The organism is Salinithrix halophila, assembly GCF_042650125.1.
Lineage (GTDB): Bacteria > Bacillota > Bacilli > Thermoactinomycetales > DSM-45169 > Salinithrix > Salinithrix halophila.
The window spans coordinates 147,275-168,355 of record NZ_JBHSAP010000009.1 but is presented as its reverse complement, the minus strand read 5'-3'; the positions used below and the strand labels follow the sequence as shown (position 1 = coordinate 168,355).

At 53.1% G+C, this 21,081-nt stretch carries 23 protein-coding genes; 17 read left to right on the top strand and 6 right to left on the bottom strand.

Annotation, left to right across the window (positions count from 1 at the left end; translation table 11 throughout):
• Positions 1 to 4 precede the first annotated feature (4 nt).
• The 5 genes from ACFOUO_RS06995 to ACFOUO_RS06975 all read left to right on the top strand — a co-directional run bounded on the left by ACFOUO_RS06995 (position 5) and on the right by ACFOUO_RS06975 (position 3,785).
• Entirely contained in the window at positions 5 to 718 is a 714-nt protein-coding gene (locus ACFOUO_RS06995) for a cytochrome c biogenesis CcdA family protein (protein ID WP_380703621.1), read from the top strand.
• A gap of 34 nt (positions 719 to 752) precedes the next feature.
• Positions 753 to 1,283: a thiol-disulfide oxidoreductase ResA gene (resA, locus tag ACFOUO_RS06990; protein ID WP_380703619.1), complete on the top strand. Its 531-nt coding sequence runs from the start codon at positions 753 to 755 to the stop codon at positions 1,281 to 1,283.
• 85 nt (positions 1,284 to 1,368) lie between these two features.
• On the top strand, positions 1,369 to 1,695 hold the full coding sequence (locus tag ACFOUO_RS06985; protein WP_380703617.1) for a rhodanese-like domain-containing protein: 327 nt from the start codon (positions 1,369 to 1,371) through the stop codon (positions 1,693 to 1,695).
• Entirely contained in the window at positions 1,671 to 2,636 is a 966-nt protein-coding gene (gene cysK / locus ACFOUO_RS06980) for a cysteine synthase A (protein WP_380703615.1), read from the top strand. The genes ACFOUO_RS06985 and cysK overlap by 25 nt, the downstream gene beginning before the upstream one ends.
• A 12-nt stretch (positions 2,637 to 2,648) precedes the next feature.
• A complete protein-coding gene (locus ACFOUO_RS06975; protein WP_380703613.1) occupies positions 2,649 to 3,785 on the top strand; it encodes a class I SAM-dependent methyltransferase in 1,137 nt (378 codons plus the stop codon).
• A gap of 62 nt (positions 3,786 to 3,847) precedes the next feature.
• Here the strand turns inward: ACFOUO_RS06975 and ACFOUO_RS06970 are convergent, their stop codons facing one another.
• The gene (locus ACFOUO_RS06970) at positions 3,848 to 4,075 is read right to left on the bottom strand and encodes a DUF2626 family protein (RefSeq protein WP_380703611.1); all 228 of its coding nucleotides are present in this window, start codon (positions 4,073 to 4,075) and stop codon (positions 3,848 to 3,850) included.
• 217 nt (positions 4,076 to 4,292) lie between these two features.
• Here ACFOUO_RS06970 and ACFOUO_RS06965 point away from each other — a divergent pair, with 217 nt between their 5' ends.
• Positions 4,293 to 5,063: an enoyl-CoA hydratase/isomerase family protein gene (locus tag ACFOUO_RS06965; protein ID WP_380703609.1), complete on the top strand. Its 771-nt coding sequence runs from the start codon at positions 4,293 to 4,295 to the stop codon at positions 5,061 to 5,063.
• A 378-nt stretch (positions 5,064 to 5,441) separates the two neighbouring features.
• On the opposite strand, the gene ACFOUO_RS06960 is transcribed toward ACFOUO_RS06965, so the two are convergent.
• The 4 genes from ACFOUO_RS06960 to lepB are packed head-to-tail and all read right to left on the bottom strand — an operon-like array spanning position 5,442 to position 8,425.
• Positions 5,442 to 5,927: a hypothetical protein gene (locus ACFOUO_RS06960; RefSeq protein ID WP_380703607.1), complete on the bottom strand. Its 486-nt coding sequence runs from the start codon at positions 5,925 to 5,927 to the stop codon at positions 5,442 to 5,444.
• An 18-nt stretch (positions 5,928 to 5,945) separates the two neighbouring features.
• Positions 5,946 to 7,319, bottom strand: a complete 1,374-nt coding sequence (locus ACFOUO_RS06955) for a DUF4244 domain-containing protein (RefSeq protein WP_380703605.1) — start codon at positions 7,317 to 7,319, stop codon at positions 5,946 to 5,948.
• Between the two features lie 11 nt (positions 7,320 to 7,330).
• Positions 7,331 to 7,942: a YIP1 family protein gene (locus ACFOUO_RS06950; protein ID WP_380703603.1), complete on the bottom strand. Its 612-nt coding sequence runs from the start codon at positions 7,940 to 7,942 to the stop codon at positions 7,331 to 7,333.
• 6 nt (positions 7,943 to 7,948) lie between these two features.
• Positions 7,949 to 8,425: a signal peptidase I gene (lepB, locus tag ACFOUO_RS06945; protein ID WP_380703601.1), complete on the bottom strand. Its 477-nt coding sequence runs from the start codon at positions 8,423 to 8,425 to the stop codon at positions 7,949 to 7,951.
• Between the two features lie 553 nt (positions 8,426 to 8,978).
• Between lepB and ACFOUO_RS06940 the strand changes: the two genes are divergently transcribed.
• Positions 8,979 to 9,140 carry a hypothetical protein gene (locus tag ACFOUO_RS06940; RefSeq protein ID WP_380703599.1) on the top strand — a complete coding sequence of 54 codons (162 nt, stop codon included), beginning with the start codon at positions 8,979 to 8,981 and terminating at the stop codon, positions 9,138 to 9,140.
• A gap of 98 nt (positions 9,141 to 9,238) precedes the next feature.
• The gene (locus ACFOUO_RS06935; protein ID WP_380703597.1) at positions 9,239 to 9,862 is read left to right on the top strand and encodes an RsfA family transcriptional regulator; all 624 of its coding nucleotides are present in this window, start codon (positions 9,239 to 9,241) and stop codon (positions 9,860 to 9,862) included.
• Between the two features lie 55 nt (positions 9,863 to 9,917).
• Here ACFOUO_RS06935 and ACFOUO_RS06930 read toward each other — a convergent pair whose 3' ends face one another.
• Positions 9,918 to 10,391 carry an N-acetyltransferase gene (locus ACFOUO_RS06930; protein WP_380703595.1) on the bottom strand — a complete coding sequence of 158 codons (474 nt, stop codon included), beginning with the start codon at positions 10,389 to 10,391 and terminating at the stop codon, positions 9,918 to 9,920.
• A 269-nt stretch (positions 10,392 to 10,660) separates the two neighbouring features.
• Between ACFOUO_RS06930 and ACFOUO_RS06925 the strand changes: the two genes are divergently transcribed.
• From ACFOUO_RS06925 to ACFOUO_RS06885, 9 genes are all read left to right on the top strand, one after another.
• Positions 10,661 to 12,016 carry an acetyl-CoA carboxylase biotin carboxylase subunit gene (locus ACFOUO_RS06925; RefSeq protein ID WP_380703593.1) on the top strand — a complete coding sequence of 452 codons (1,356 nt, stop codon included), beginning with the start codon at positions 10,661 to 10,663 and terminating at the stop codon, positions 12,014 to 12,016.
• Positions 12,013 to 12,225, top strand: coding sequence for an acetyl-CoA carboxylase biotin carboxyl carrier protein subunit (locus ACFOUO_RS06920; RefSeq protein WP_380703591.1), 213 nt, complete (start codon positions 12,013 to 12,015; stop codon positions 12,223 to 12,225). The genes ACFOUO_RS06925 and ACFOUO_RS06920 overlap by 4 nt, the downstream gene beginning before the upstream one ends.
• Positions 12,226 to 12,237: 12 nt before the next feature.
• Positions 12,238 to 13,149, top strand: a complete 912-nt coding sequence (locus ACFOUO_RS06915) for a hydroxymethylglutaryl-CoA lyase (protein ID WP_380703589.1) — start codon at positions 12,238 to 12,240, stop codon at positions 13,147 to 13,149.
• On the top strand, positions 13,146 to 13,922 hold the full coding sequence (locus ACFOUO_RS06910) for an enoyl-CoA hydratase-related protein (RefSeq protein ID WP_380703587.1): 777 nt from the start codon (positions 13,146 to 13,148) through the stop codon (positions 13,920 to 13,922). Before ACFOUO_RS06915 ends, ACFOUO_RS06910 begins: the two co-directional genes overlap by 4 nt.
• Positions 13,923 to 13,936: 14 nt before the next feature.
• Positions 13,937 to 15,472 (top strand): acyl-CoA carboxylase subunit beta, encoded by a 1,536-nt coding sequence (locus ACFOUO_RS06905; RefSeq protein ID WP_380703585.1) that lies wholly within the window; start codon positions 13,937 to 13,939, stop codon positions 15,470 to 15,472.
• Between the two features lie 126 nt (positions 15,473 to 15,598).
• Positions 15,599 to 16,543, top strand: coding sequence for a ketopantoate reductase family protein (locus ACFOUO_RS06900; protein ID WP_380703583.1), 945 nt, complete (start codon positions 15,599 to 15,601; stop codon positions 16,541 to 16,543).
• A gap of 29 nt (positions 16,544 to 16,572) precedes the next feature.
• Complete coding sequence (locus ACFOUO_RS06895) at positions 16,573 to 17,973, top strand: MFS transporter (protein WP_380703581.1); 1,401 nt, start codon at positions 16,573 to 16,575, stop codon at positions 17,971 to 17,973.
• 58 nt (positions 17,974 to 18,031) lie between these two features.
• Positions 18,032 to 19,657, top strand: a complete 1,626-nt coding sequence (bshC, locus tag ACFOUO_RS06890) for a bacillithiol biosynthesis cysteine-adding enzyme BshC (protein WP_380703580.1) — start codon at positions 18,032 to 18,034, stop codon at positions 19,655 to 19,657.
• Positions 19,658 to 19,749: 92 nt separating this feature from the next.
• Positions 19,750 to 21,009, top strand: coding sequence for an adenosylhomocysteinase (locus tag ACFOUO_RS06885; RefSeq protein ID WP_380703578.1), 1,260 nt, complete (start codon positions 19,750 to 19,752; stop codon positions 21,007 to 21,009).
• Positions 21,010 to 21,081 lie beyond the last annotated feature (72 nt).

Here is a 21,081-nt window from a genome sequence, read left to right as displayed (position 1 = left end):
CCGGATGGCGGACCTCAACATCGGGGTGGCCTTTGGGGCGGGGGTGCTTTCTTTTATCTCCCCCTGCTGTCTCCCCCTGTATCCGTCTTATTTGTCTTATATCACGGGCATGTCCGTCAGTCAGCTTCAGGACCAAACCCGGCCCCCACAGCTGAAACGGGCCGCCATATTACACACGTTCTTTTTTATCCTCGGTTTTTCGATCATTTTTTTCGTTCTCGGCTTTTCCGCCAGTTGGCTTGGTGAAGCATTCGCCCGCTATCAGGACCTGATCCGTATGCTGGGGGGTGTCCTGGTCGCTGCCATGGGCCTCTTTTTATTGGGGATTTTCAGACCTCAATTTATGATGCGGCAGAAACGGTTGGAGGTAGGTGGCAGGCGTTGGGGTTACCTCGGGTCCACGTTGATTGGGATCGGTTTTGCCGCCGGTTGGACTCCCTGTGTAGGACCGATCCTGGTGGCTGTCCTTTCCCTGGCTGCCTCCAACCCGACCGCGGGAATCGGCTATATCACGGCCTACACCCTGGGTTTCGCCATTCCGTTCTTTCTCATGGCTTTCTTTATCGGGCGTACCCGCTGGATCCTGAAATATTCCGATCGGCTGATGAAAGCGGGGGGAGCGTTGATGGTGTTGATGGGAGTGCTCCTGTATTTTGATCAATTGACGGTAATCACTATCTGGCTGACGGATCTGTTCGGTGGTTTTCAAGGCTTCTGAAATCGGGGATTTTCTCAACAAGCAGGTGAATGGAATGGAGAAAAAGACACGATACTGGGTGCGGCGCACGTTGATGCTAACGATGGTGGTTCTGATCGGTGCTGCCCTCTACCAGGCTTTTTACGAGGAGAAGGAATTAGGACCAGAGGTGGGAGAGCAGGCTCCGGACTTTGCTCTGAAGACCCTGGAGGGTGAAGAGCTCAAGCTGAGTGATCTAAGGGGAAAAACCGTCCTGGTCAACTTCTGGGCTACATGGTGCAAGCCGTGCCGGAAAGAGATGCCCGCCATCCAAAACGTCTCTGACAAATATAAAGAGAAGGGCTTTCAGGTGGTAGGGGTGAACATCGCTGAAACCAAGGTTTCCGTTTCCGGTTTTGCTCGCCAATTGGAATTGGACTTTCCCATTCTCCTGGATTCGGACCGGCGGGTAACCAAGCTCTATCGGGTTGGGCCGATTCCTTTCTCCGTCTTTATCGACAAAAACGGAAAGGTGATCCGGAAGGTGAATGGACAAATGGATGAAGGGCAGCTCGAAGGGTATACGAGGGAGGCCTTGTCCCGATAAGGGGCGGGTCTCTTCCGTTTTCACACCGAAAATGACGTGATATCATGAATAAATAGAGCAAAATAAACGGGAGGCGTTGGATGAGATGGCTGATTCAGTATACACGGATGTGGAAGCAAAAGACTTAAGCCAAACTTTCGATCGTGACCGGAACCGCTACGTTTGGGTCGATGTACGCACCGATGCAGAATACGGAGAAGGACACATTCCCGGAGCAAGGCATATTCCTTTTGACGAGATGGAGGAACGCCATGGGGAATTGGCCGAAATGAAGGAGAAGGAGATCCTCCTCATCTGTCGGAGCGGCCGCCGGAGCGTGATCGCCGCCCACACCTTAGCGGATAAAGGATTTACCCGCCTGGTTAATCTCAAAGGGGGGATGTTGGAATGGACGGGACCCGTCGAGAGCTAAATGGGGATGCCTCCGTACCCTTCCCGTACCCGGCAGACCGGATTACCGATTTGGTGGGCAAGACTCCCTTGGTTCGGTTGAATCGTCTCCTGGGAGAGGATGACGCGGAAGTCTTCGTCAAGTTGGAGTATTTCAACCCCGGAGGCAGCGTTAAAGACCGGACGGCCCTCAACATGATCCAGCAGGCGGAAGAGGCGGGCCTTTTAAAGCCGGGCTTCACGATTGTGGAACCTACAAGCGGCAATACGGGGATCGGATTGGCCCTCGTCGGCGCTGCACGGGGATATCGTACCATCTTGGTCATGCCCGACTCGATGAGCGGGGAACGGATCAACATTTTGAAAGCCTATGGGGCGGAAGTGGCTCTCTCCCCCGGTTCCGAACGGATGCCCGGAGCGATCCGGAAAGCGAAGGAGATCATGGCCGATATTCCCAACTCTTTTATGCCGCTCCAGTTTGAAAACCAGGCTAACCCAGAAGTACACAGGCGGACGACCGCCCCAGAGATCCTGGAGCAGACGGAGGGACAGTTCGATGCTTTTGTAGCCACCTCAGGAACTGGAGGCACCATCACCGGGACGGGCGAGATCCTGAAACAAAAGATTCCCGGTCTTCATGTTGCGGTGGTGGAGCCGGCAGGTTCTCCAGTGTTGGCTGGCGGGGAGCCCGGTTCTCACAAAATTCCCGGGACAAGCCCTGGTTTTGTACCGCAGATCCTGAACCGTGAAGTTTATGATGAGATCTTCCACGTCACCGATGAGGACGCCGCTGAAACGGCCCGTCGCATGGCTCGAGAAGAAGGAATCTTGGTGGGTCCTTCCTCTGGTGCTTCGGTTTGGGCTGCTTTACAGACGGCTCGGCGCCTTGGGGCTGGAAAACGGGTGGTTTGTATGGCCCCTGATACGGGAGAGCGATATCTCAGCACGGATCTGTTCACCTAAGGGGGGAAGGGAATGGCCGGTAAGTTGTTGGGAGCGATCGTGGAGGAAATCTGGTCTTCCCCGAACAAAAGAATCCCTTTCGCTCGTTTCATGGAGCAGGCTCTCTACCACCCCCGCTGGGGATATTATCGGCGGGAAGGACGGAAGATCGGACGAGAGGGGGATTTTTTCACCAGCCCCTACGCGGGGGAGCTCTTCGGACTCACTTTGAGCCGAGTGATTGGGAGGCTGGCCCGCAGATTTCCAACTGATCGTCCCTGGGCGGTTGTGGAGATGGGGGGCGGGGATGGGAGGCTGGCGGAACAAGTAATTCGAGGACTTGCTCAAAGAGGGTTGTCCCACCCTCCCGTGTACTGGATGATCGAAACCAGCTCATACCACCGCCGATTGCAACGGGAGCGCCTGAAGAACTCCCCCTGGGAGGTTCAGTGGATCGATTCAGTGGAGACCATCCCCGCCGGTACCCCCGCTATCCTGTTTAGCAACGAACTGGTGGATGCCTTCCCTGTTCATCGGGTGCGAAAGCGGGAAGGCTGTCTCCGAGAGATATATGTAACCTGGAATACTCAAGATACGCACCTGGAAGAGGTGGAAGGTCCCCTTTCCCGGCCGGAGCTGGCCGCCTATTTCGCGGAATCGGGGAGGAACCTCGTCGAGGGCGGTGAAGCGGAGGTGCCCCTCGCCGCCCGTGAATGGATTCAACAGATCGGCGGCTGGCTGGAGCAAGGAATCCTGCTAACGATCGACTACGGTGGCACATCGCTGGAATTGGACTCTCCTCTGCGTAGGGAAGGGACCCTCCGCGGGTTCCGTAAGCATCGGTTGGTCACGGATCTTCTTTCTCAACCGGGGGAGACGGATCTCACGGCGGATGTTTGTTTCACCGCACTCCGCCGCTGGGGGGAGGAGGCGGGACTGTTCCCTCAATGGTACGGCAGTCAATCCCGTTTCCTACTGGAAGCCGGCATCCTGGAGGAGCTAACGCCGCCTTCCGATGCGGATCCCTTCAGCCCGGAAGCGAAGCGGATCCGTTCCTTGCGACAGCTCGCCCTGCCCGGCGGGATGGGAGAGCAATTCCGTGTGCTAATCCAAGCCAAAGGACAGCTGATCCCGGCGGACTTCCTCGCTCCTGGAGAGGAATCTCTCTGATCGAAGGTGCCGGATAGGAAAAAAGCTCCCCGGAGGGGGAGCTTTTTTCCGAGAAGCCGGTTTCAACCCACTTGGAAAAAGGACCAGTAGACGATTCCGATAAAGGCAAGAACCATGTAGCCGCCGAACATCAACATATAGGTGCGTTCCGTATAACGCATGTAACCCAGCACGATGAAGAGGGCGGCCTGGGCGTAGAAAAGACCGGCCAGGATATTCATGTGGCCCGCCATGAACATGAGGCCCATGACCAAACACCAGAAACCCAAAACCCGAAACATGCGGTCCATGTACAGCCAACTCCTTTAAGCCTGCAAGATCAACGTTTCGATGAGGGTATGACAGCCGTGCATGCCCGTTCCCAATGCTCGTGGCTGCAGGGATCGTGCGTTACTCATCAGCTTGCGATTGTCATAACACATTATAACCCTCGAAAAAAAGGGGTTCAAGCCTTTGTAGTTTGTGTCATCAAACGGTCAGGAATTCTTGTTACGGGAGGAAGGTCCTTTGGAAACGATTCAAACATGGAAGCGGCACGGTATCGCATGGATCCGCTTTCATCGCCCTGCGGTAAGGAACGCTGTCAATATTCAGATGATGGCGGAATTGGAAGAACAACTGACGGTTCTATCCGAGGATGAGGACGTGAAGGTACTCGTCTTTGTCGGTGATGAGCGCACCTTCGTCTCTGGCGGGGATCTAGGGGAATTCCACCAACTGAAAAGCAAAGAGGAAGTATTTCCGGTGATGCACCGGATGGGAAGGCTGCTGGAACGGGTGAGAGATTGGGGGAAACCGACCATAGCGGCTGTCCAGGGAACGGCAGTCGGGGGCGGGTGTGAGATTGTCGCCAGCTGTGATTTCCGTCTTGCTACTGAAGGGGCTCGGTTTGGATTTATTCAGTCCAGTCTGGGCATTACCACCGGCTGGGGAGGGGGCTCTCGCCTTCTGGAGGAGCTTCCTCGCCATCAGGCCCTCTACCTTCTCTTGTCAGGGGAGCGAGTCGACGCTTCTCTCCTGGCAGACTGGGGATGGATTCACCGAATACTGCCAGCAGACGGGTTTGAGAAGGAAGTGGAACGGTTTGCCACGACACTGGCCCAGGCTTCGCTTCCCGTGATCCAAGCCTATGTTCAATTAGCAAACCAAACACGGCAGGGGCAGACACGGGCGGAGCTTGTGGCAGGGGAGGCGCAATCATGCGCAGTCCTATGGGAAACCGAGGAACATCTCCGAGCGGTGGAATCTTTTTTGCACCGAACTCGGGGTAAGGAGTGAAAAAATCTTTTTTAGAATTGTACCCATTGAGGGGGTTCTAATGAAAATCGCTGATTCGATTTATCTATGGGGTACGCCGTTACTGTTTGGATTAGTCTATACGATGATTAATTTTGATCAAGTTACACACCAAATTTCTTCTCGGCTCATACCCGGTTCCTATATTGCTTGCTTGATATGGCTCATACCCGGGGTTTTAACGGATGGGTTTTTGAAATCGAGAGGAATGACATGGAGGGAGTACGTGAGGGCTAAATATAAGGTGGATAATAAGAAATAACCGTTGAGCTACAACGATTTCAACAGAAAAAGGCTGCTGACCGACTTTGTCAGCAGCCTTATCTAGGCAAGTGCAGGCTTTTTCGGACTCCTAAAGAGTTACCCTTCTTGCAACCCTTTCTTCGCTTCGTCGGGGAGGATGGAGTCGTAGCGGTTGAATTGGAGCATCTCCCGGAAGTGACTGGAGACATCGCACTCCCCGTATTCTGGAGTATTGGTTCCCTTACCGTCGATAAAGAAGTTCTTCCGGTACCGCCCGTCGGCTTCGTAAAGGTAGGTGACCATATCGATTTCCCTGTCGTCATAATACTTTTCATGCACATTTTTTAAAAATAATTGGTTGCCATGAGCCTCATAAGCTTCAACTAGATAAGCATCCAGAGTTTCGTTTAAGTGAAGTAGTTCGCAAAAATACCCTTCATAATTAAAGTTTATACCGACAATAAACTGAGGTTTATGGCCACCCGAAAGGATGACCACATAGGGTTTTTCCTGTTGGTGAAATTGTTTTGCCTGCTCATAGGATAGTTTGTTGATCCCCTCTTTCCAATAAGCTCCCCAATGTTCGTAGAACTCCACATTCATTTTGCTCTCATCCTCCTGTTAGTGTAGTACCTTTCCATTTTCATCTCTGATCAGGATGTTTCTGCTCTTTGCATAATCCAAGATCTCTTTTGGAACCTTCTCCTTTTGGGCGGGAACTTCCAAGATCATTTGTCCGCTTCTGGTCAATACCCCTCCTGCTAGATCCGCATTCTGGTGTCCTGATCCCTTTCGCTGTGTGGGAACATCGGCAATTTTGGCACCTGCCGGGTATTTATTTTTCAACTCATTGATATACTGTTTAGCGGTTTGAGGTTGGATTTTTGCTAGCTGGGTATACTTTCTCGATACGATTTCCCCCGTCTTGGGGTTATACGAATCTAAGCGAACTTTTCCGCTTTTACTGGAAGATTCGATGTAGACTTCATTATTCGGGTAGTTGGATGCCATTTTCTTGTTGAAGGCGTTGCCTTTTTCGATATTTTGCGCGATCGCCTTGGCTGTCTTTTCATCATACCGTTCGCTCAGCGATTGATAAAGGTTGGATTGGTCGATGTCCTGATCGATCAGGTCGTTGACGAGTTGGTCTTCATTTTCCGCCTTTGCGATGATGTCGCGGGCTTCTTCTTGCTGGGCGGAGTCCTCATCATCTTTCTTCGCATTGTTTCCGTTCGGACATTTGCCGCTACCTTTTTTCGTTTTGGCGCACCCATCGTGAACAAAGATGCCGTCCGCGATACTGACGATTTTAACCGCTTTTGCCGGGGTAGGTAGGCTTTCTGCCATACCCCATATCCGATTGAGGATGGGAATTTGGTTGCCGTTCTCATCTTTTCCGCTCCAGGACTCTCCGAACTGATCCCAGTCAAATACGAGTTTAGCCGAGTTTTCTAACGGATCATCCCAAAATTGGTTCCAACCTTCTACCGTATTATCCCAGGAATCCGAGAAATATTGCCCAGGGTCCTCCCAAGCTTTGTTCCAGGAGTTTTTGATGCTTTCCCAACCGATGGTTTCACGCAAATAATCTCCCGGTTCATTCCAAATGCCCTTGATGTCTTTTTCATAGATATCTGTAAACCATTGACCGGTGGCATCTAGCCCTTCTTTACCGGAGTTCCATAGCCCTTCGAAAAATCCGGGGTCCTCATCTTCATGGGAGGGTTGTTGAGAGTGGGTTGTTGTAGGTGGTTCTTCTGCTTTCTCCTTTGGAGGGGGATTCTCCGCTCCTTGTGTGGCTGTCAGGTTGCCATTCAGTGCCTGCATGATTTTGTTTTCAATTTCTTTTTGGACCGAGCTACCGGATAATGTGGAGTAGAGAATCATCGCCAACAGTGCACCTGCTGCGAGGATGATCACATATTCAAGCGTCGAGGATCCCTTTTTAGAGGAAAGGGTGTGCCGTAAGCGATGAAACCAGCGATCATATTTCAACTAGACCACCCCTAAAAAAGGATCACTCGTAAGATGAGAAGGAAGAAAACAGCCGCGGGGATGAGTGCTATAGAGAAAAAGCCTTTCCAAGCAGAGAAGCCGTTGATTTCCCCGATGATATGAGACAGGATGATATAGAATAGGACTGTCATGGCGATATCCAATACGGAAAGCAGCACATGGAGAAGCAGTAAGAACATCGAATCATCCATGATGGGAGTCGATTTGGTAAACAGCTCACTTCGAAAGATCAAGAGCATGGGAAAGAGAAGCGCCCATTTCGATATGTAAGGAATGGTTGCCCAGGTGACGGCGTTAAGCGTTTCCCGGAAGGTGGCCACCCCCCCAAACAGACGAGAGGTGCCAAACGCCAAGAGGCTGAGCAGCAACCAACCAAGCGCCCCCAATAGGGGGCCGATCACCAGGGAGATGAAGAAAAGGGAGCCGCCCGATAGGGTATCTAACATATTGCGCGTAGAGGCGTGTTCAATGATCAAGGTAATCCCGAACAAGGCCACGAGAACAGCGGTGAGAGCGGGTGTCGTTTCGTCCACCAAATCCGAGATCACACGGCGAGGCTCTTTCCAAATTCGCATCCAGTTTGTTTTCAAGGTTTCGATCATGTTCGATCACCTTCCCGTATCGAAAGTTCCGATGATTTTTTCTTTGAAAATTGGGCCTATTTGACGGCTGTCCACACTTTTTACACGGTCATCTCCCAAAACATAGACATGATCAGGGGGGACCGTTACGCTTTTATGTTTTTCAATGGCTGGATGGTTCCGAATGTAGGGCTCAGGCAAGATTTTTCCGTTGATATAAACACGGTTTTCATGAATGGCCACCTTTTCTCCCGGTAAACCGATCACCCTTTTTATGAAGGTAAGGTTGTCTGGTGATGAATGAAAAACAATGATGTCGCCTCGTTCGATGGATTGGTTTCCTTTATCCACTAAGTAAATTTCGCCGTTTTTTAATGTGGGCTCCATGCTTGTGCCGTTGACTCGATAGAAAGTATAGAAGGAATTGAAAATAACAAACCCAATGACGATCACGGCAAGCGCAAGCAGGAGGGTAATCCATATGGTTTTCCTCGATAAATCCAATGAGCATCTCTCCTTTCAGGGAAAATGATACCTAACAGTATAGCATGAGTTGGATTAGGTAGGAATAAAAAAGCCAAATCTCAGAGAAATCTTAAATAATCTAGGATCACCGGTCATCAACTACAAAATTCCGGATTAACCAGGCTGAGGTTATTGATAAACCCCCGTTTCCAACCGTGGTTGGGGAACGGGGGTTTGGATTTTGGTAGCCATCGAATGAAAAAGAAAGGGAGGAGATCTTTTGAGGTTTTGACATACAGCAGTCAGGGAGGCATGGCTCTGTGGTTTTGACACGTCAATTTGTCTGCACCCAGGGCCACGCTTTCAATTGAAACCAAAACGTTCCTTGACGGCTCAATCGAATCGAGCACGATAAGGTTTGGAATCATGCGCGTTTTCGGGTGTCATATGAATAGGGATCTTAAGCAAGTATTTCCCGCCCCGCTTCAATTGTTTGTCTCACTCCTTTGATAAGCCTACGTTCAGTGCTTGATAGGGCGGTTTCAGCGAAAATTTCTTGGGAAATCATCATGTCGGAGAGGGAGCGGACAATTTGTCTTTTGAAGAAAAGAAGGACGGAGACGGCGAGCAGGCCACCGGTGTCCACTTTGTCAATAACCTCGGACGATTGAAGACCGGCCTTCTTCCTGTTTCTTGCCCTTGTCCGTCCCTGCCACGTATAGCCGTCGGGGGTTTCGGTTATAAAAAATACTAGTTACATATACTACGTTTTATACCAAACGCATACAGATAGAACAAACCGACATCTGCCGATGCTGAAGGTGTGAACATGGATTGGAGGTTATGGCGTATATGGCCGTAAAGAGACAAGATGCATGGACCCCGGACGATGACTTGGTGCTGGCGGAGGTGACTCTCCGGCACATCCGGGAAGGAAGCACCCAGTTGAACGCATTTGAAGAGGTAGCTGAAAAGTTGGGGCGGACACCGGCAGCCTGTGGGTTCCGGTGGAACAGCCTCGTCCGGAAAAAATATGAAGCGGCGATCCAGATCGCCAAGTCCCAGCGGCAGCAAAGGAACCAGGAACGAAATGCTCAAGCTCGGGTTCGAGCGGGCTCTGAAGGGCTAAATTTCAACCCGGACCGGGCGGGTTCGCTGGATGCCATCATCCGTTATTTGCGTCAGCATAAAGCGGAAGTTTCGGAGATGAGGAAACGGCAGCTGGAATTGGAGCGAGAGTTGGAAGAGCAGGAAAAAGAGCTACAGAAGATATCGGAGGAAAACGAGGAAATGAAAGGACGACTCAGTTCTGTTCAGACGGACTATCGGGTTGTCAATGACGATTACAAGGCTTTGATTCAAATTATGGACCGCGCGCGAAAGCTGGCTCTATTGGATGAGGATGAGGAGAATGCGATGAAAGCCAAATTCCGTATGGAGGCTAACGGCAATCTGGAGCGGATTGATAAAGGTTGATGCAATAAAAAAGAGAGACCCCTTCACGCTGTCGACGGGTCTCTTTTTATATCCCCTAGGCTTGAAGTTTCACGCCAGCCGGGAGCCAGACGAAGGGGTTTTCTCCCCGATCCCGGATAGGGTCGTAATTAGCCGGCTGGAATCCCATCTTTAGCCAGAATTCATCGGAACGGCAACGGGCATTGGTCTTAATCGGGAGGCCGAAGCTCTTAGCGTGCTGGACCAGAGCCGAGCCGAGATCCTGTTCCCGATACTGGGGAAGGACTTCCAATTTCCACACTTCATAGTAATCCTGGGGCGGGTCGAAAAAACGGTCGTATTTGCCGTCGATTCGATAAAGGCTGATGCGGGCAACTAGTTTCCCTTCCTGATAAATTCCGTAAAAAGGAGAATTGCTGTCATTTTCGATAATATTCGCTTGGAGATCTTCCAGCATGGAGAGCTCTTGCAATCCGTATTCGCGAAACTTTTGGAACTCTTCCAGGGTTTTGTAATTGATTTTGAGCCGTTCCACGCGATAGTGGCTCACGTTCATCCCGCTCCTTTCCTACTTCGTGAAGCTTTTCCCTTTTATTATACATGATGGATGGATCCTTTGCCTATGCGGTTCCTTCTCCCTTGTTGGCTTAAATTTCCCTTCTGGTGGGAAGGGATTGATTCAGAAATTGTCGAATGGATTTCTTGGATCTCACGTTTCTTCCGATCCGGGATGAGATCCCTCTCTGTATGCCCGGCCCTCCGCTAGCCGGATTCATCAGAGCGGCAGACGACAAGGGAGATGCTAGGAGGCCGATGGACATGAAAAAATTGTTGATCGCCAACCGGGGAGAGATCGCTCTCCGGATCATTCGGACATGTCGGGAACGCGGCATCCGCACGGTCGCCGTCCATTCCGATGCTGACGCCGACCTTCCTTTTGTTCAGGAGGCGGACGACTCGGTTCGGATCGGTCCCCCTCCGGTGGCCCAAAGCTACCTGGACATGGGAGTGATCATCGATGCAGCCCTTCAAATGGGAGCCGATGCCGTCCACCCAGGTTATGGTTTGTTGTCGGAAAACGCCGATTTCGCTGCCAAAGTGGAAGAGGCAGGATTATTGTTCGTGGGCCCTTCGCCGGAAGTGATTGCACGTATGGGGGATAAATTGACGGCCCGGCGGGTGATGGAGAAGGCGGGTATCCCGGTCGTGCCGGGAACCCCGGAAGGAGTCCGTACCGGGGAAGAGGCTGCCCGTGAGGCCGAAAGCATGGGATACCCGGTGATGTTGAAGGCGAGTGCCGGAGGGGGCGGGATCGGTATGCAGGTCCTGGAGTCGGAGGCGTCCCTTCTCAAGGCTTTTCCAAGCATACAGGCCCGCGCCAAAGCCTATTTTGGGGACGATACCCTGTTTTTGGAGAAGTTTATCTCCCGCCCCCGACATGTGGAGGTTCAAGTGCTGGCTGACCGGAAGGGGAAAGTCGTCCACCTTTTTGAACGGGAATGTTCCGTCCAGCGTCGTAATCAGAAGGTGGTGGAGGAGAGCCCTTCCCCCTCCATCGAAGAGGCGACGAGAAAAGCCCTGTGGGAGGCAGCAGTGACAGCAGCCCAGGCTGTTGGTTACACCGGGGCAGGGACGGTGGAATTTCTCGTCGACGAACAAGAGAAGTTTTATTTTTTGGAGATGAACACCCGCCTCCAGGTGGAGCATCCGGTGACTGAGATGGTGACGGGCCTCGATTTGGTGGCGCTCCAACTGGATATTGCCGAAGGCAGCGACCTCCCCTTCGATCAAGAGAACATTCAAAGGAAGGGACATGCGATCGAATTCCGCATCTACGCCGAAGATCCTGTTCGCTTTTTCCCCTCTCCGGGGAAGCTGACAGCTTTTAAACCTCCCATCGGGGATCGGATTCGGGTGGACGCAGGCGTGGAAGAGGGAAACGAAGTCACACCTTTCTATGATCCGATGATCGCCAAATGCATCATCGGCGGCGATAGCAGGGAGGAAGCCCTCAAGCGGAGTCGGGAAGCGCTGGCTTCCTTCAGGGTGGAGGGAATCAAGAGCAATTTGCCGCTGTTTGAAAAAGTGTTGGCGGAGCCCGATTTCATCCGGGGCCGGTATGATACGTCTATATTGCAGCGGCTGAACCAAAGGGGAGAGGGGATGAAACCATGAAAACGGTACAAGCCTCGATGGCGGGCACTGTCCTGCAGGTGCTTGTGGGAGAAGGGGACAGGGTAGAAGCGGGCCAGGATGTGGTCATCCTGGAATCGATGAAGATGGAAGTTCCGGTTCAAGCGGAGGAGAATGGGACGGTCACCGCTGTCAAAGCAGAGGTCGGGGCCTTTGTGGGAGATGGCGATGTACTCATCGAACTGGGGTGAGGAGGCGGAAGCATGCCCGAGGTGACGATCGTAGAAGTAGGACTCCGGGATGGCTTGCAGAACGAAGAGAATATCTTGCCCACTGCGGTTAAGAAACAGTTGACAGAGAAGTTGATCGCGGCCGGTGTGACGCAACTGGAGGTCACATCCTTCGTCCATCCCCGGTGGGTGCCCCAACTGGCTGACGCGGCAGAGCTTGTCTCCATGCTGCCAAAGGCTCCCGGTGTCCGGTACAGGGCGCTGGTTCCTAACCGGAAGGGATTAGAACGGGCGCTGGATACTCGGGTGGAGGAGTTTGCTATTTTTCTATCCGCTTCTGAGACCCATAACCAGAAAAACATTAACAAAAGCCTTCGCGATACCTATCCAGTTCTGGAGGAAGTGGTCCAAATGGCTCTCGCCCATGGGAAGCAGGTGAGAGGATATGTCTCCACAGTTTTCGGCTGTCCCTACGAGGGTGACGTTCCCTTACGGAAAACGGCGGAGATATGCCGACGGTTACTGGAGATGGGTGTATATGAAATTTCCCTCGGAGACACGATCGGGGTGGCCACGCCGCATCATGTTAAAGAAAAATTGAAAGCGCTAACAAAGGAAATTCCAGTCGGAAAACTGGCTGGCCATTTCCATGATACCCGGGGTACAGCCCTAGTTAACGCCTACGTCGCTTTAGAGGAGGGTGTACGGGTTCTTGACACCTCCTTCGGTGGAATCGGGGGCTGTCCTTACGCCCCAGGAGCAGCCGGTAATGCGGCGACGGAGGACTTAGTCTATATGCTGGAGGGGATGGGTGTCAACACGGGCATCGACCTGGATAAACTTTGTGAGGCGAGTCGGTTTGCCGGTGCCAGTCTCGGAAAAACCCTACCATCCAAGGTGCTGGCCGGTCGTCTGGCTGCGGAAAAGGAGGAGAGAGCCCGTTGAATTTGGTGGAATGGGAGAGAAAAGAAGGGATCTCGAAGATTGTGCTAAACCGGCCGGAGGTATACAACGCTCTAAACTTTCCCCTATTGAAGGAACTTTACCGGGTGACGGAGGAATTGGTCCATTCCAAACCGACCCGGGTCGTAGTAATTACCGGGGCTGGGGAAAAGGCATTTTGTGCCGGTGCAGATTTAAAGGAACGGCGAAGCTTCACCGATGACCAGGTGCGTCAATACATCCGGGCGATTCGGGAGACATTTTCCGCTGTCGCCCGCCTGCCCAAACCCGTTATTGCTGCGGTTAACGGCGTCGCTCTCGGCGGTGGCATGGAGCTGGCCCTAGCCTGTGACCTTCGCGTAGCAGATGAGCACGCGGTATTAGGGCTGACAGAGACCTCCCTCGGAATTATTCCCGGAGCGGGGGGAACGCAGCGGCTTTCACGTTTGGTCGGAAAGGCGAAAGCGAAGGAGATGATTTTTACGGCCCGCCGCCTTACCGCTCGGGAAGCAGAAGAAATGGGGATGCTGAACAAGGTAGTTAACGGTGGCACGGCAGTGGAGAAAGCGATGGAGTTGGCGTCTGCGATCAATGAAAACGCCCCCCTGGCCCTTGCTCAGGCCAAGTATGCGATTGACTACGGCGCCGAGACCGATCTCGAGACAGGGCTGGCACTGGAGACTAAAGCCTATGAGACATTGATTCCGACCAAAGATCGTTTGGAGGGCCTTCTTGCCTTCAAAGAAAAAAGAAAACCCATTTATTTGGGTGAGTGAATCGGAGGGAGATCATGGAAGAGACTACCGTGAACAAACTGACGGAACGAACAGAAAAGGTTCGAAGAGGGGGGGAACCCCGTTATCATGAAAAGCTGGCGAAACAGAAAAAGTTGTTTGTCCGTCGGCGTTTGGAGCTTCTCTTTGATGACGATTTTCAGTTGGAGGACGGCCTGTTCGCCAACGTGATGGAGGAGAACCTTCCTGCTGACGGAGTGGTGACTGGGATCGGCAGAGTGAATGGGCAGACCGTTTGTGTAATGGCGAACGATTCAACGGTGAAGGCAGGTTCCTGGGGAGCCCGGACCGTGGAGAAGATCATCCGAATCCAGGAGACTGCAGAGAAGATGCGGGTCCCCCTGATCTATCTCGTTGATTCCGCCGGTGCCCGTATTACCGATCAGATCGAAATGTTTCCGGGCCGACGCGGGGCAGGCCGCATTTTTTATAATCAGGTGAAACTGTCGGGAATGATTCCTCAAGTTTGTGTCCTTTTCGGGCCATCCGCGGCGGGGGGAGCCTACATCCCCGCTTTTTGCGACACGGTGATCATGGTAGATAAAAACGCCTCCATGTATCTGGGCTCCCCACGAATGGCAGAGATGGTGATCGGGGAGAAAGTTTCGCTGGAGGAAATGGGCGGAGCCCGCATGCATTGCAGTGTTAGCGGTTGTGGTGATGTGCTGGCGGCGGATGAAGAAGAGGCCATCGCCTCTGCCCGCCGATACCTGGGTTATTTCCCTTCCAACTGGGAGGAACGCCCCCTACGGACCGTGGGGAAAGAGCCGTCGGCAGCTGCCCGGAAACCATCGGAGATTGTGCCGGATAACCAGAATACCCCTTTCGACATGATGGAGCTGATCGATTCTTTGGTGGACAAAGGCTCTTTCTACGAGATGAAGAAGTTATTTGCCAGGGAGCTAATCACTGGTTTTGCTCGCCTGGATGGCCAGCCGGTCGGTATTATCGCCAATCAGTCCAAGGTAAAGGGAGGGGTGCTCTTTGTCGATTCGGCGGACAAGGCGGCCCGGTTCATCACTTTGTGCGATGCCTTCCGCATCCCGATTCTCTTCCTGGCTGATGTTCCGGGGTTTATGATCGGAACCCGGACGGAAAGAGCGGGTATGATCCGGCATGGTGCCAAGATGATCGCCGCTATGTCCGAAGCGACGGTGCCCAAGCTTTCCATCATCGTTCGCAAAGCTTATGGAGCGGGACTCTATGCCATGGCTGGCCCCGCTTTTGAACCGGACTGCTGCTTGGCGTTACCAACGGCTCAAATTGCCGTCATGGGGCCGGAAGCAGCAGTCAATGCCGTCTACAGCAACAAGATTGCCGAATTGGATGGGGCCGAGAAAGTCACATTCGTTCAGGAGAAACGGGAGGAGTATAAACGGGATATCGATATCTACCGCCTTGCTTCAGAGTTGATCATCGACGGAATCGTCCAGCCCGATGATCTGCGTCGGGAAGTGATCGGCCGACTCGAGGCCTATGCGGATAAGGAGATGGTCTTCAGCCGTCGTCGTCATCCCGTTTACCCGGTCTGATCGCCTGTAGCCACCTAGAGGCTAGGGCACCTGTCTTTGCATAGGGTTCATTTTTCCTTCCCCTCACATTGGTGAGGGGAATCTGTTATGATGGGAAGACAATCGTTATAACGGAGGGGATTGGGGTTGAAAATCGCCGTCTGGGGCGCCGGAGCGATCGGCCTCTTATGGGGGGCCCGTCTGGTTTTAGCGGGAGAGGATGTTTTCCTGGTAACCCGTACGCGGAAGCAAAGGGATGAGCTGAACCGGAACGGTATCAACCTGACGGAACCATCGGGTGCCTCCTGCTGCATTTCCGTACGGGCGGTGTGGGCCGGGGAGAAAATGCCTCCCTTTGACCTGGTGCTGCTAACGGTGAAACAGACTGCCCTCCCCCCGCTTGTTCCTTTGTTGGCCCAGAGGTGCAGACAGGGTGCTTCCCTTCTCTTGATGCAGAATGGAATGGGCCAGGAAGATCTTCTTAAGGCCGAGGCTCCCGGAGATCATATTTATCGCGCTGTCACGACGGAAGGGGCTCTGAGGGAAGGGACCGTCGGTGTCATCCATACCGGAATGGGGGAGACCCACATCGGCCCCATCGAGGGCGGGGGTGAAACCCGAGTGATTCGGTGGATCCGCGGGATTTCTCATCAGGGGCTCCCTGTTGCATTCAACAGCGGGATTGACAGGCTGACGTGGCAAAAACTAGCGATCAATTGCGTTATTAATCCGTTAACGTCCCTGTTTCGGGTAAAAAACGGGGGCTTGTTGGCATTCGATTTCTTTCCGTACTGGGTGGACTCCATACTGGAAGAAGTGGTTCGAACGGCGGAGGAAACCGGCATCCATCTTTCTCGGGAGGAACTGAAGGAAAAAGTGTACCATATATGTGCCCGTACGGCAGACAACCGTTCTTCCATGTTGGAAGACCTCAGCCGGGGGAAACCTACGGAAATCTCCTTCATTAATGGTTTCATTGTCCGTCAGGGGAAGCAATCGGGAGTAAAAACCCCGATGAATGGGCTCTTGTATGACCTGGTTCGGACAGCGGAGGGGAGCCATGGTGAAGCAGAGGTTTCAACCCGCGAATGACGGGTTAAACAATGGGAGGCGAGAACCTCATGCCTTTTAAAAAAAACCTGTCACTCGACGCTTTTATCATCGCTATCTTCCTCAGCGCTCTGGATATCGGGATGGTGGCCCCGTCATTAACCGTGATCGCTGCCGATCTGGGCTTTCCCGTCCGGGGTGTGCTCTGGACGATTGCCCTTCACTTGGCGGTTTTTGTCCTGGCGCTTCCTTTGATGGAGGCTTGGGCGGCTAAGGTCGGCAGACGGGAGTGGTTTTCCGTCTCACTCCTCCTTTTTGCGGTAGGTTCATTGATTGCAGGGGGGAGCCATACTTGGTTGTCTTTGATCGCAGGCAGAGTGATTCAAGCAGTAGCGGCAGGGGGGATCGTTCCGGTCTTGGCGGCAGAGATGGGGCGAATGACCAAGTGGGAAAAAAGGCGTTGGCGGATTGCCGTCCACGCTGTGCTGGCGGTGCTTCTGATCCTCACCCCCTATTTGTCGTCCACCCTGACGTGGATGTTCAGCTGGCGTTGGCTATTTTGGATCAGCATTCCTGCCGTCCTGCTGGTGTTCACCTTCAGCTTTCGCTTCCGGTCCGGGGGACGTCTCCGTTCACCTCCCTACCAAATTCACGGGATTTTTTATTTTGGGGCCATCCTGTTATCGGCGATGACCGCGATTTCCCAATTAGACCCGAATAAGGGCTGGGAAGCGCTAACGGACCCCGGGTTTCTCCCCTTTGCCTTCTTGGCCGCAGGGTTAGGGATTCCCATGATGATGGTGGAAAGACAATCGGATCGCCCCTTTTTCTCTCTACAATTGTTCACGGACCGCCGGTTGATCGCCTTGCACGGTGTGACGGCCCTGGCGGGGGTCACCTGGGTGGCGGTGGTCCTGGTGCCTGGCTGGATGGCGGAGATTTATCAACGACCGCCGGGTACGGGAGGAATCTTTCTCTCCATCGTGGCGGCTTCCGCCTGGTTTTCCATCCCTTTGGCCCGCCGGATCTCTCTTCACTGGGGGTATCAGGGAGTCCTGGCTTTAGGATTCTTTGCGACAGCTTCCGCCTATTTCACCTTGGCTCTTATCACGGACCCAGCGGCTTTGACGACTATTTTAGCGGTGTTAGGTTTTGGTCTCGGGTTTACGTTGACCGCTCCTGTCCATGAATTGTTATTCGATGTCTTATCCTATCGGCATGTGAAAAACGGTCTAATGGTGATCGGTATGTTTCGGGCGGCGGGCGGGGCGCTAGGCCTGATCGTGATCGGTCTCTCTTTCTTTCAGGAAATACCTTTGACCGGGGGATTTTCTACCGTTTCCGGGCTTCCGGAACTGTGGAAGTCCGGATATCAGGTGGGTATGCTAACGGCAGCAGGGGCAGCGGTCATCGGCTTAATCATCGCCCTGCTCCTCCCCATTTCATCGTCCTCCGCAAAAGAGGAGGATTGAAACGTCCTGCTGCCTCCATCCTCTGCCGATGAGATTGTGTGAAGAGAAGAGGTTGCCCATGAGAATAGAAGATATATACCTGGAACCGAGTAACCCGTTGGTACGGGATTATCTCCAATTTTTTCATAAGACTTCTAAATACTATTCCTATGACCCGGGGGATGAGGCTTCTTTCTCCTTGCGCGCGGCACGACTGAAAAAAAAAGATCCCATGGTACCGAAAGAGCGATTGGCGGAGGTAATTCGCCGTTTTCACGGGGAAGAGCTTCGCAGCCCGGAGGCGGAGGAGAACTTGCGGCGACTGGAGCGGGCAGATTCCTTGGTGGTAATCGGGGGGCAGCAGGCGGGCCTCTTCACCGGACCCCTTTACACCTTATACAAGGCGATCACCCTCATCCAGTTGGCCAACAGAGAAGAAAAACGGCTCCAACGCCCCGTGATCCCGGTCTTTTGGATCGCCGGAGAGGATCATGATTTAGAGGAAGTCAATCACATCCATCTTCCTCGGAAGACGAAGTCAGTGAAGCTATCGCTGTCTCTGGATTTGAAGAAACGGGTGGCCGCGGGAGAGGTGGCCCCCGGCTCTGATAAGCTAGAGCGATGGCTGGATCGGTTAGCTTCGATGCTTCCCGACACTTCCCGCAAGCGGGATCTGGTTGAAGAAATGCGGGCGTTGTCACAAGAACCGGGGAGTTTGAGCCGTCATTTCGCCCGATTGATGCATCGACTTTTCGGGTGTTACGGACTCCTAATGATCGATGCTTCCTACTCACCGCTTCGTCATCTGGAGATTCCCTTTTTCGAATGGCTGATTCGAGAGGCGAGGACGATCAATGAACAGGTATGGGCTGCGGCTCGCCGGATGGAGGAAGAAGGGTACGTTCCTCAGGTGGATATGGAAGAGACGAAGGCTCATTTTTTTCTGAGGGAGGACGGAGAGCGGACCGCCCTTTATACCGAAGGGGAAGGCTTCCGAGATCGGGAAGGAAATCGCCGTTGGTCCAAGGAGGAATTGCTGAAGCGACTCCGGAGTTGTCCGGCGGATTTCAGCAATAACGTGATCACTCGTCCCTTGATGCAGGAATTTTTGTTTCCCACCCTGGCGACGGTGCTGGGGCATGGAGAAATAGCGTACTGGGGCCTGTTGAAGGAGGCTTTTGAATATGCGGGCATGGAAATGCCCCCCCTCTTTCCCCGGACGGGCGTCACCCTGATCGGACAGCGGGAGGAAAAACTCCTACGTCGCTACCGTCTCACCCTGGATGATGTCCTCCACCGTTTGGAGGCGAAGAAAAATGCTTGGCTTGCCTGTCAATACCAAGTAAACGCTGGAGAACTCTTCGGCCAGGTTCGACGGCGATTGGAGGAGATCTACCGCCCCCTCTTGGGAGAGATTGGGGGTCTTCGACCGGATTTGACCCGACTGGGGGAGGCCAACTGGGACAAGGTTCTTCAGGAAATTGGATGGTTGGAAAAGGAGACGGTTAAAGCTATGGAGGAACGGGAAGAGGCGGATCTACGCCGTTTCGCTGAATTGGCCGCTGCCCTCTTCCCCGGGGGTTCCCTGCAAGAACGTATATACAATGTCCTTCCCTACTGGAATGCCTATGGAGAGGAATGGATCCAGCGACTGACGGAAACTCCTCTCCTTTCCAAGGAAACCCATCGGGTGGTATACTTATAATGGTTTTCATTTGACGGTATGCTTGCCCGCCACTGGTTCCATCCGACGCAGCTACAGCATGATAACGGATCGACAAGTTAAGGAGGATGCACATGAGCTCGACACTGGAAAGCGTGGTACGTGATCGTAGCCTTGCCCCTCAGGGGCGCCTCAAAATCGATTGGGCCCGACAGCATATGCCGGTATTAAACCGGATCCGGGAGGAGTTTATCGCCGAACAACCTTTAGCCGGGCAACGGGTCGCTATTTCTCTTCATCTGGAAGCGAAAACGGCCTGTTTGGCGGAATTACTGCGAGATGCGGGAGCCCAGGTGGTTATCACAGGTAGCAATCCCCTATCCACCAAAGACGACGTAGCGGCTGGTCTAGCGGAGGCCGGGGTGACGGTTTTTGCCAAATATGACCCCGAGCCGGAAGAGTATAAAGAGCACCTGATGATGACCCTTGAAACCCGGCCGGACCTGATTATCGACGATGGCGGGGATCTGGTCAGCATCCTCCATGCTGAGCGACCGGACCTTCTGGAACAGGTGAAAGGCGGCTGTGAGGAAACCACCACGGGAATCCTTCGGCTTCGTTCCTTGGAGAAGGGCAAAGAGTTGCAGTTTCCTATGATTGCTGTCAACGATGCTTATTCCAAATTTCTCTTCGATAATCGCTACGGAACCGGACAATCTGTCTGGGACGGGATTAACAAAGCGACCAACTTGGTTGTCGCTGGGAAAACGGTGGTTGTCGTCGGCTATGGTTGGTGTGGACGGGGAGTGGCCATGCGTGCTGAAGGCTTAGGAGCCAGAGTTATCGTTACCGAAGTGGATCCCATCAAGGCGACCGAAGCCCATATGGACGGATTTACCGTGATGCCTATGGCAGAAGCCGCCCGGCAGGGAGATATCTTTGTTACCGTCACAGGTAACAAGCAGGTGATCGCCGAGTCCCATTTCTCCTATATGAAAGACGGCGCGATCATGGCCAATGCCGGCCACTTCGATGTGGAAATCGATAAACTGGCTTTGGAGGCACAGGCTGTCTCAAAACGGGTGGTACGTGCCCATATCACCGAGTACGAGATGGAGGACGGTCGTCGTCTGCATCTCCTCTGTGACGGTCGCCTCGTCAACTTGGTGGCTGGAGACGGCCATCCGGCGGAAATCATGGATATGACCTTCGCCCTTCAAACGCTCTCCCTGATCTATGTCAGTGAAAATTACGATAAAATTGGCCCCCATGTCCTAGACGTTCCGTATCATATCGACGAACAGGTGGCCATTTACAAGCTGTACTCCCTCGGTGTCTCGATTGACGAAATGACAGAGGGCCAGGAGGAATATCTAGCCAGTTGGAAGCTGTAAATCATTCACATGAGGAAACAAATATTGTAAAAAATCCTGCGCTTGCCAGCAGGATTTTTATTTTTTCTGTGG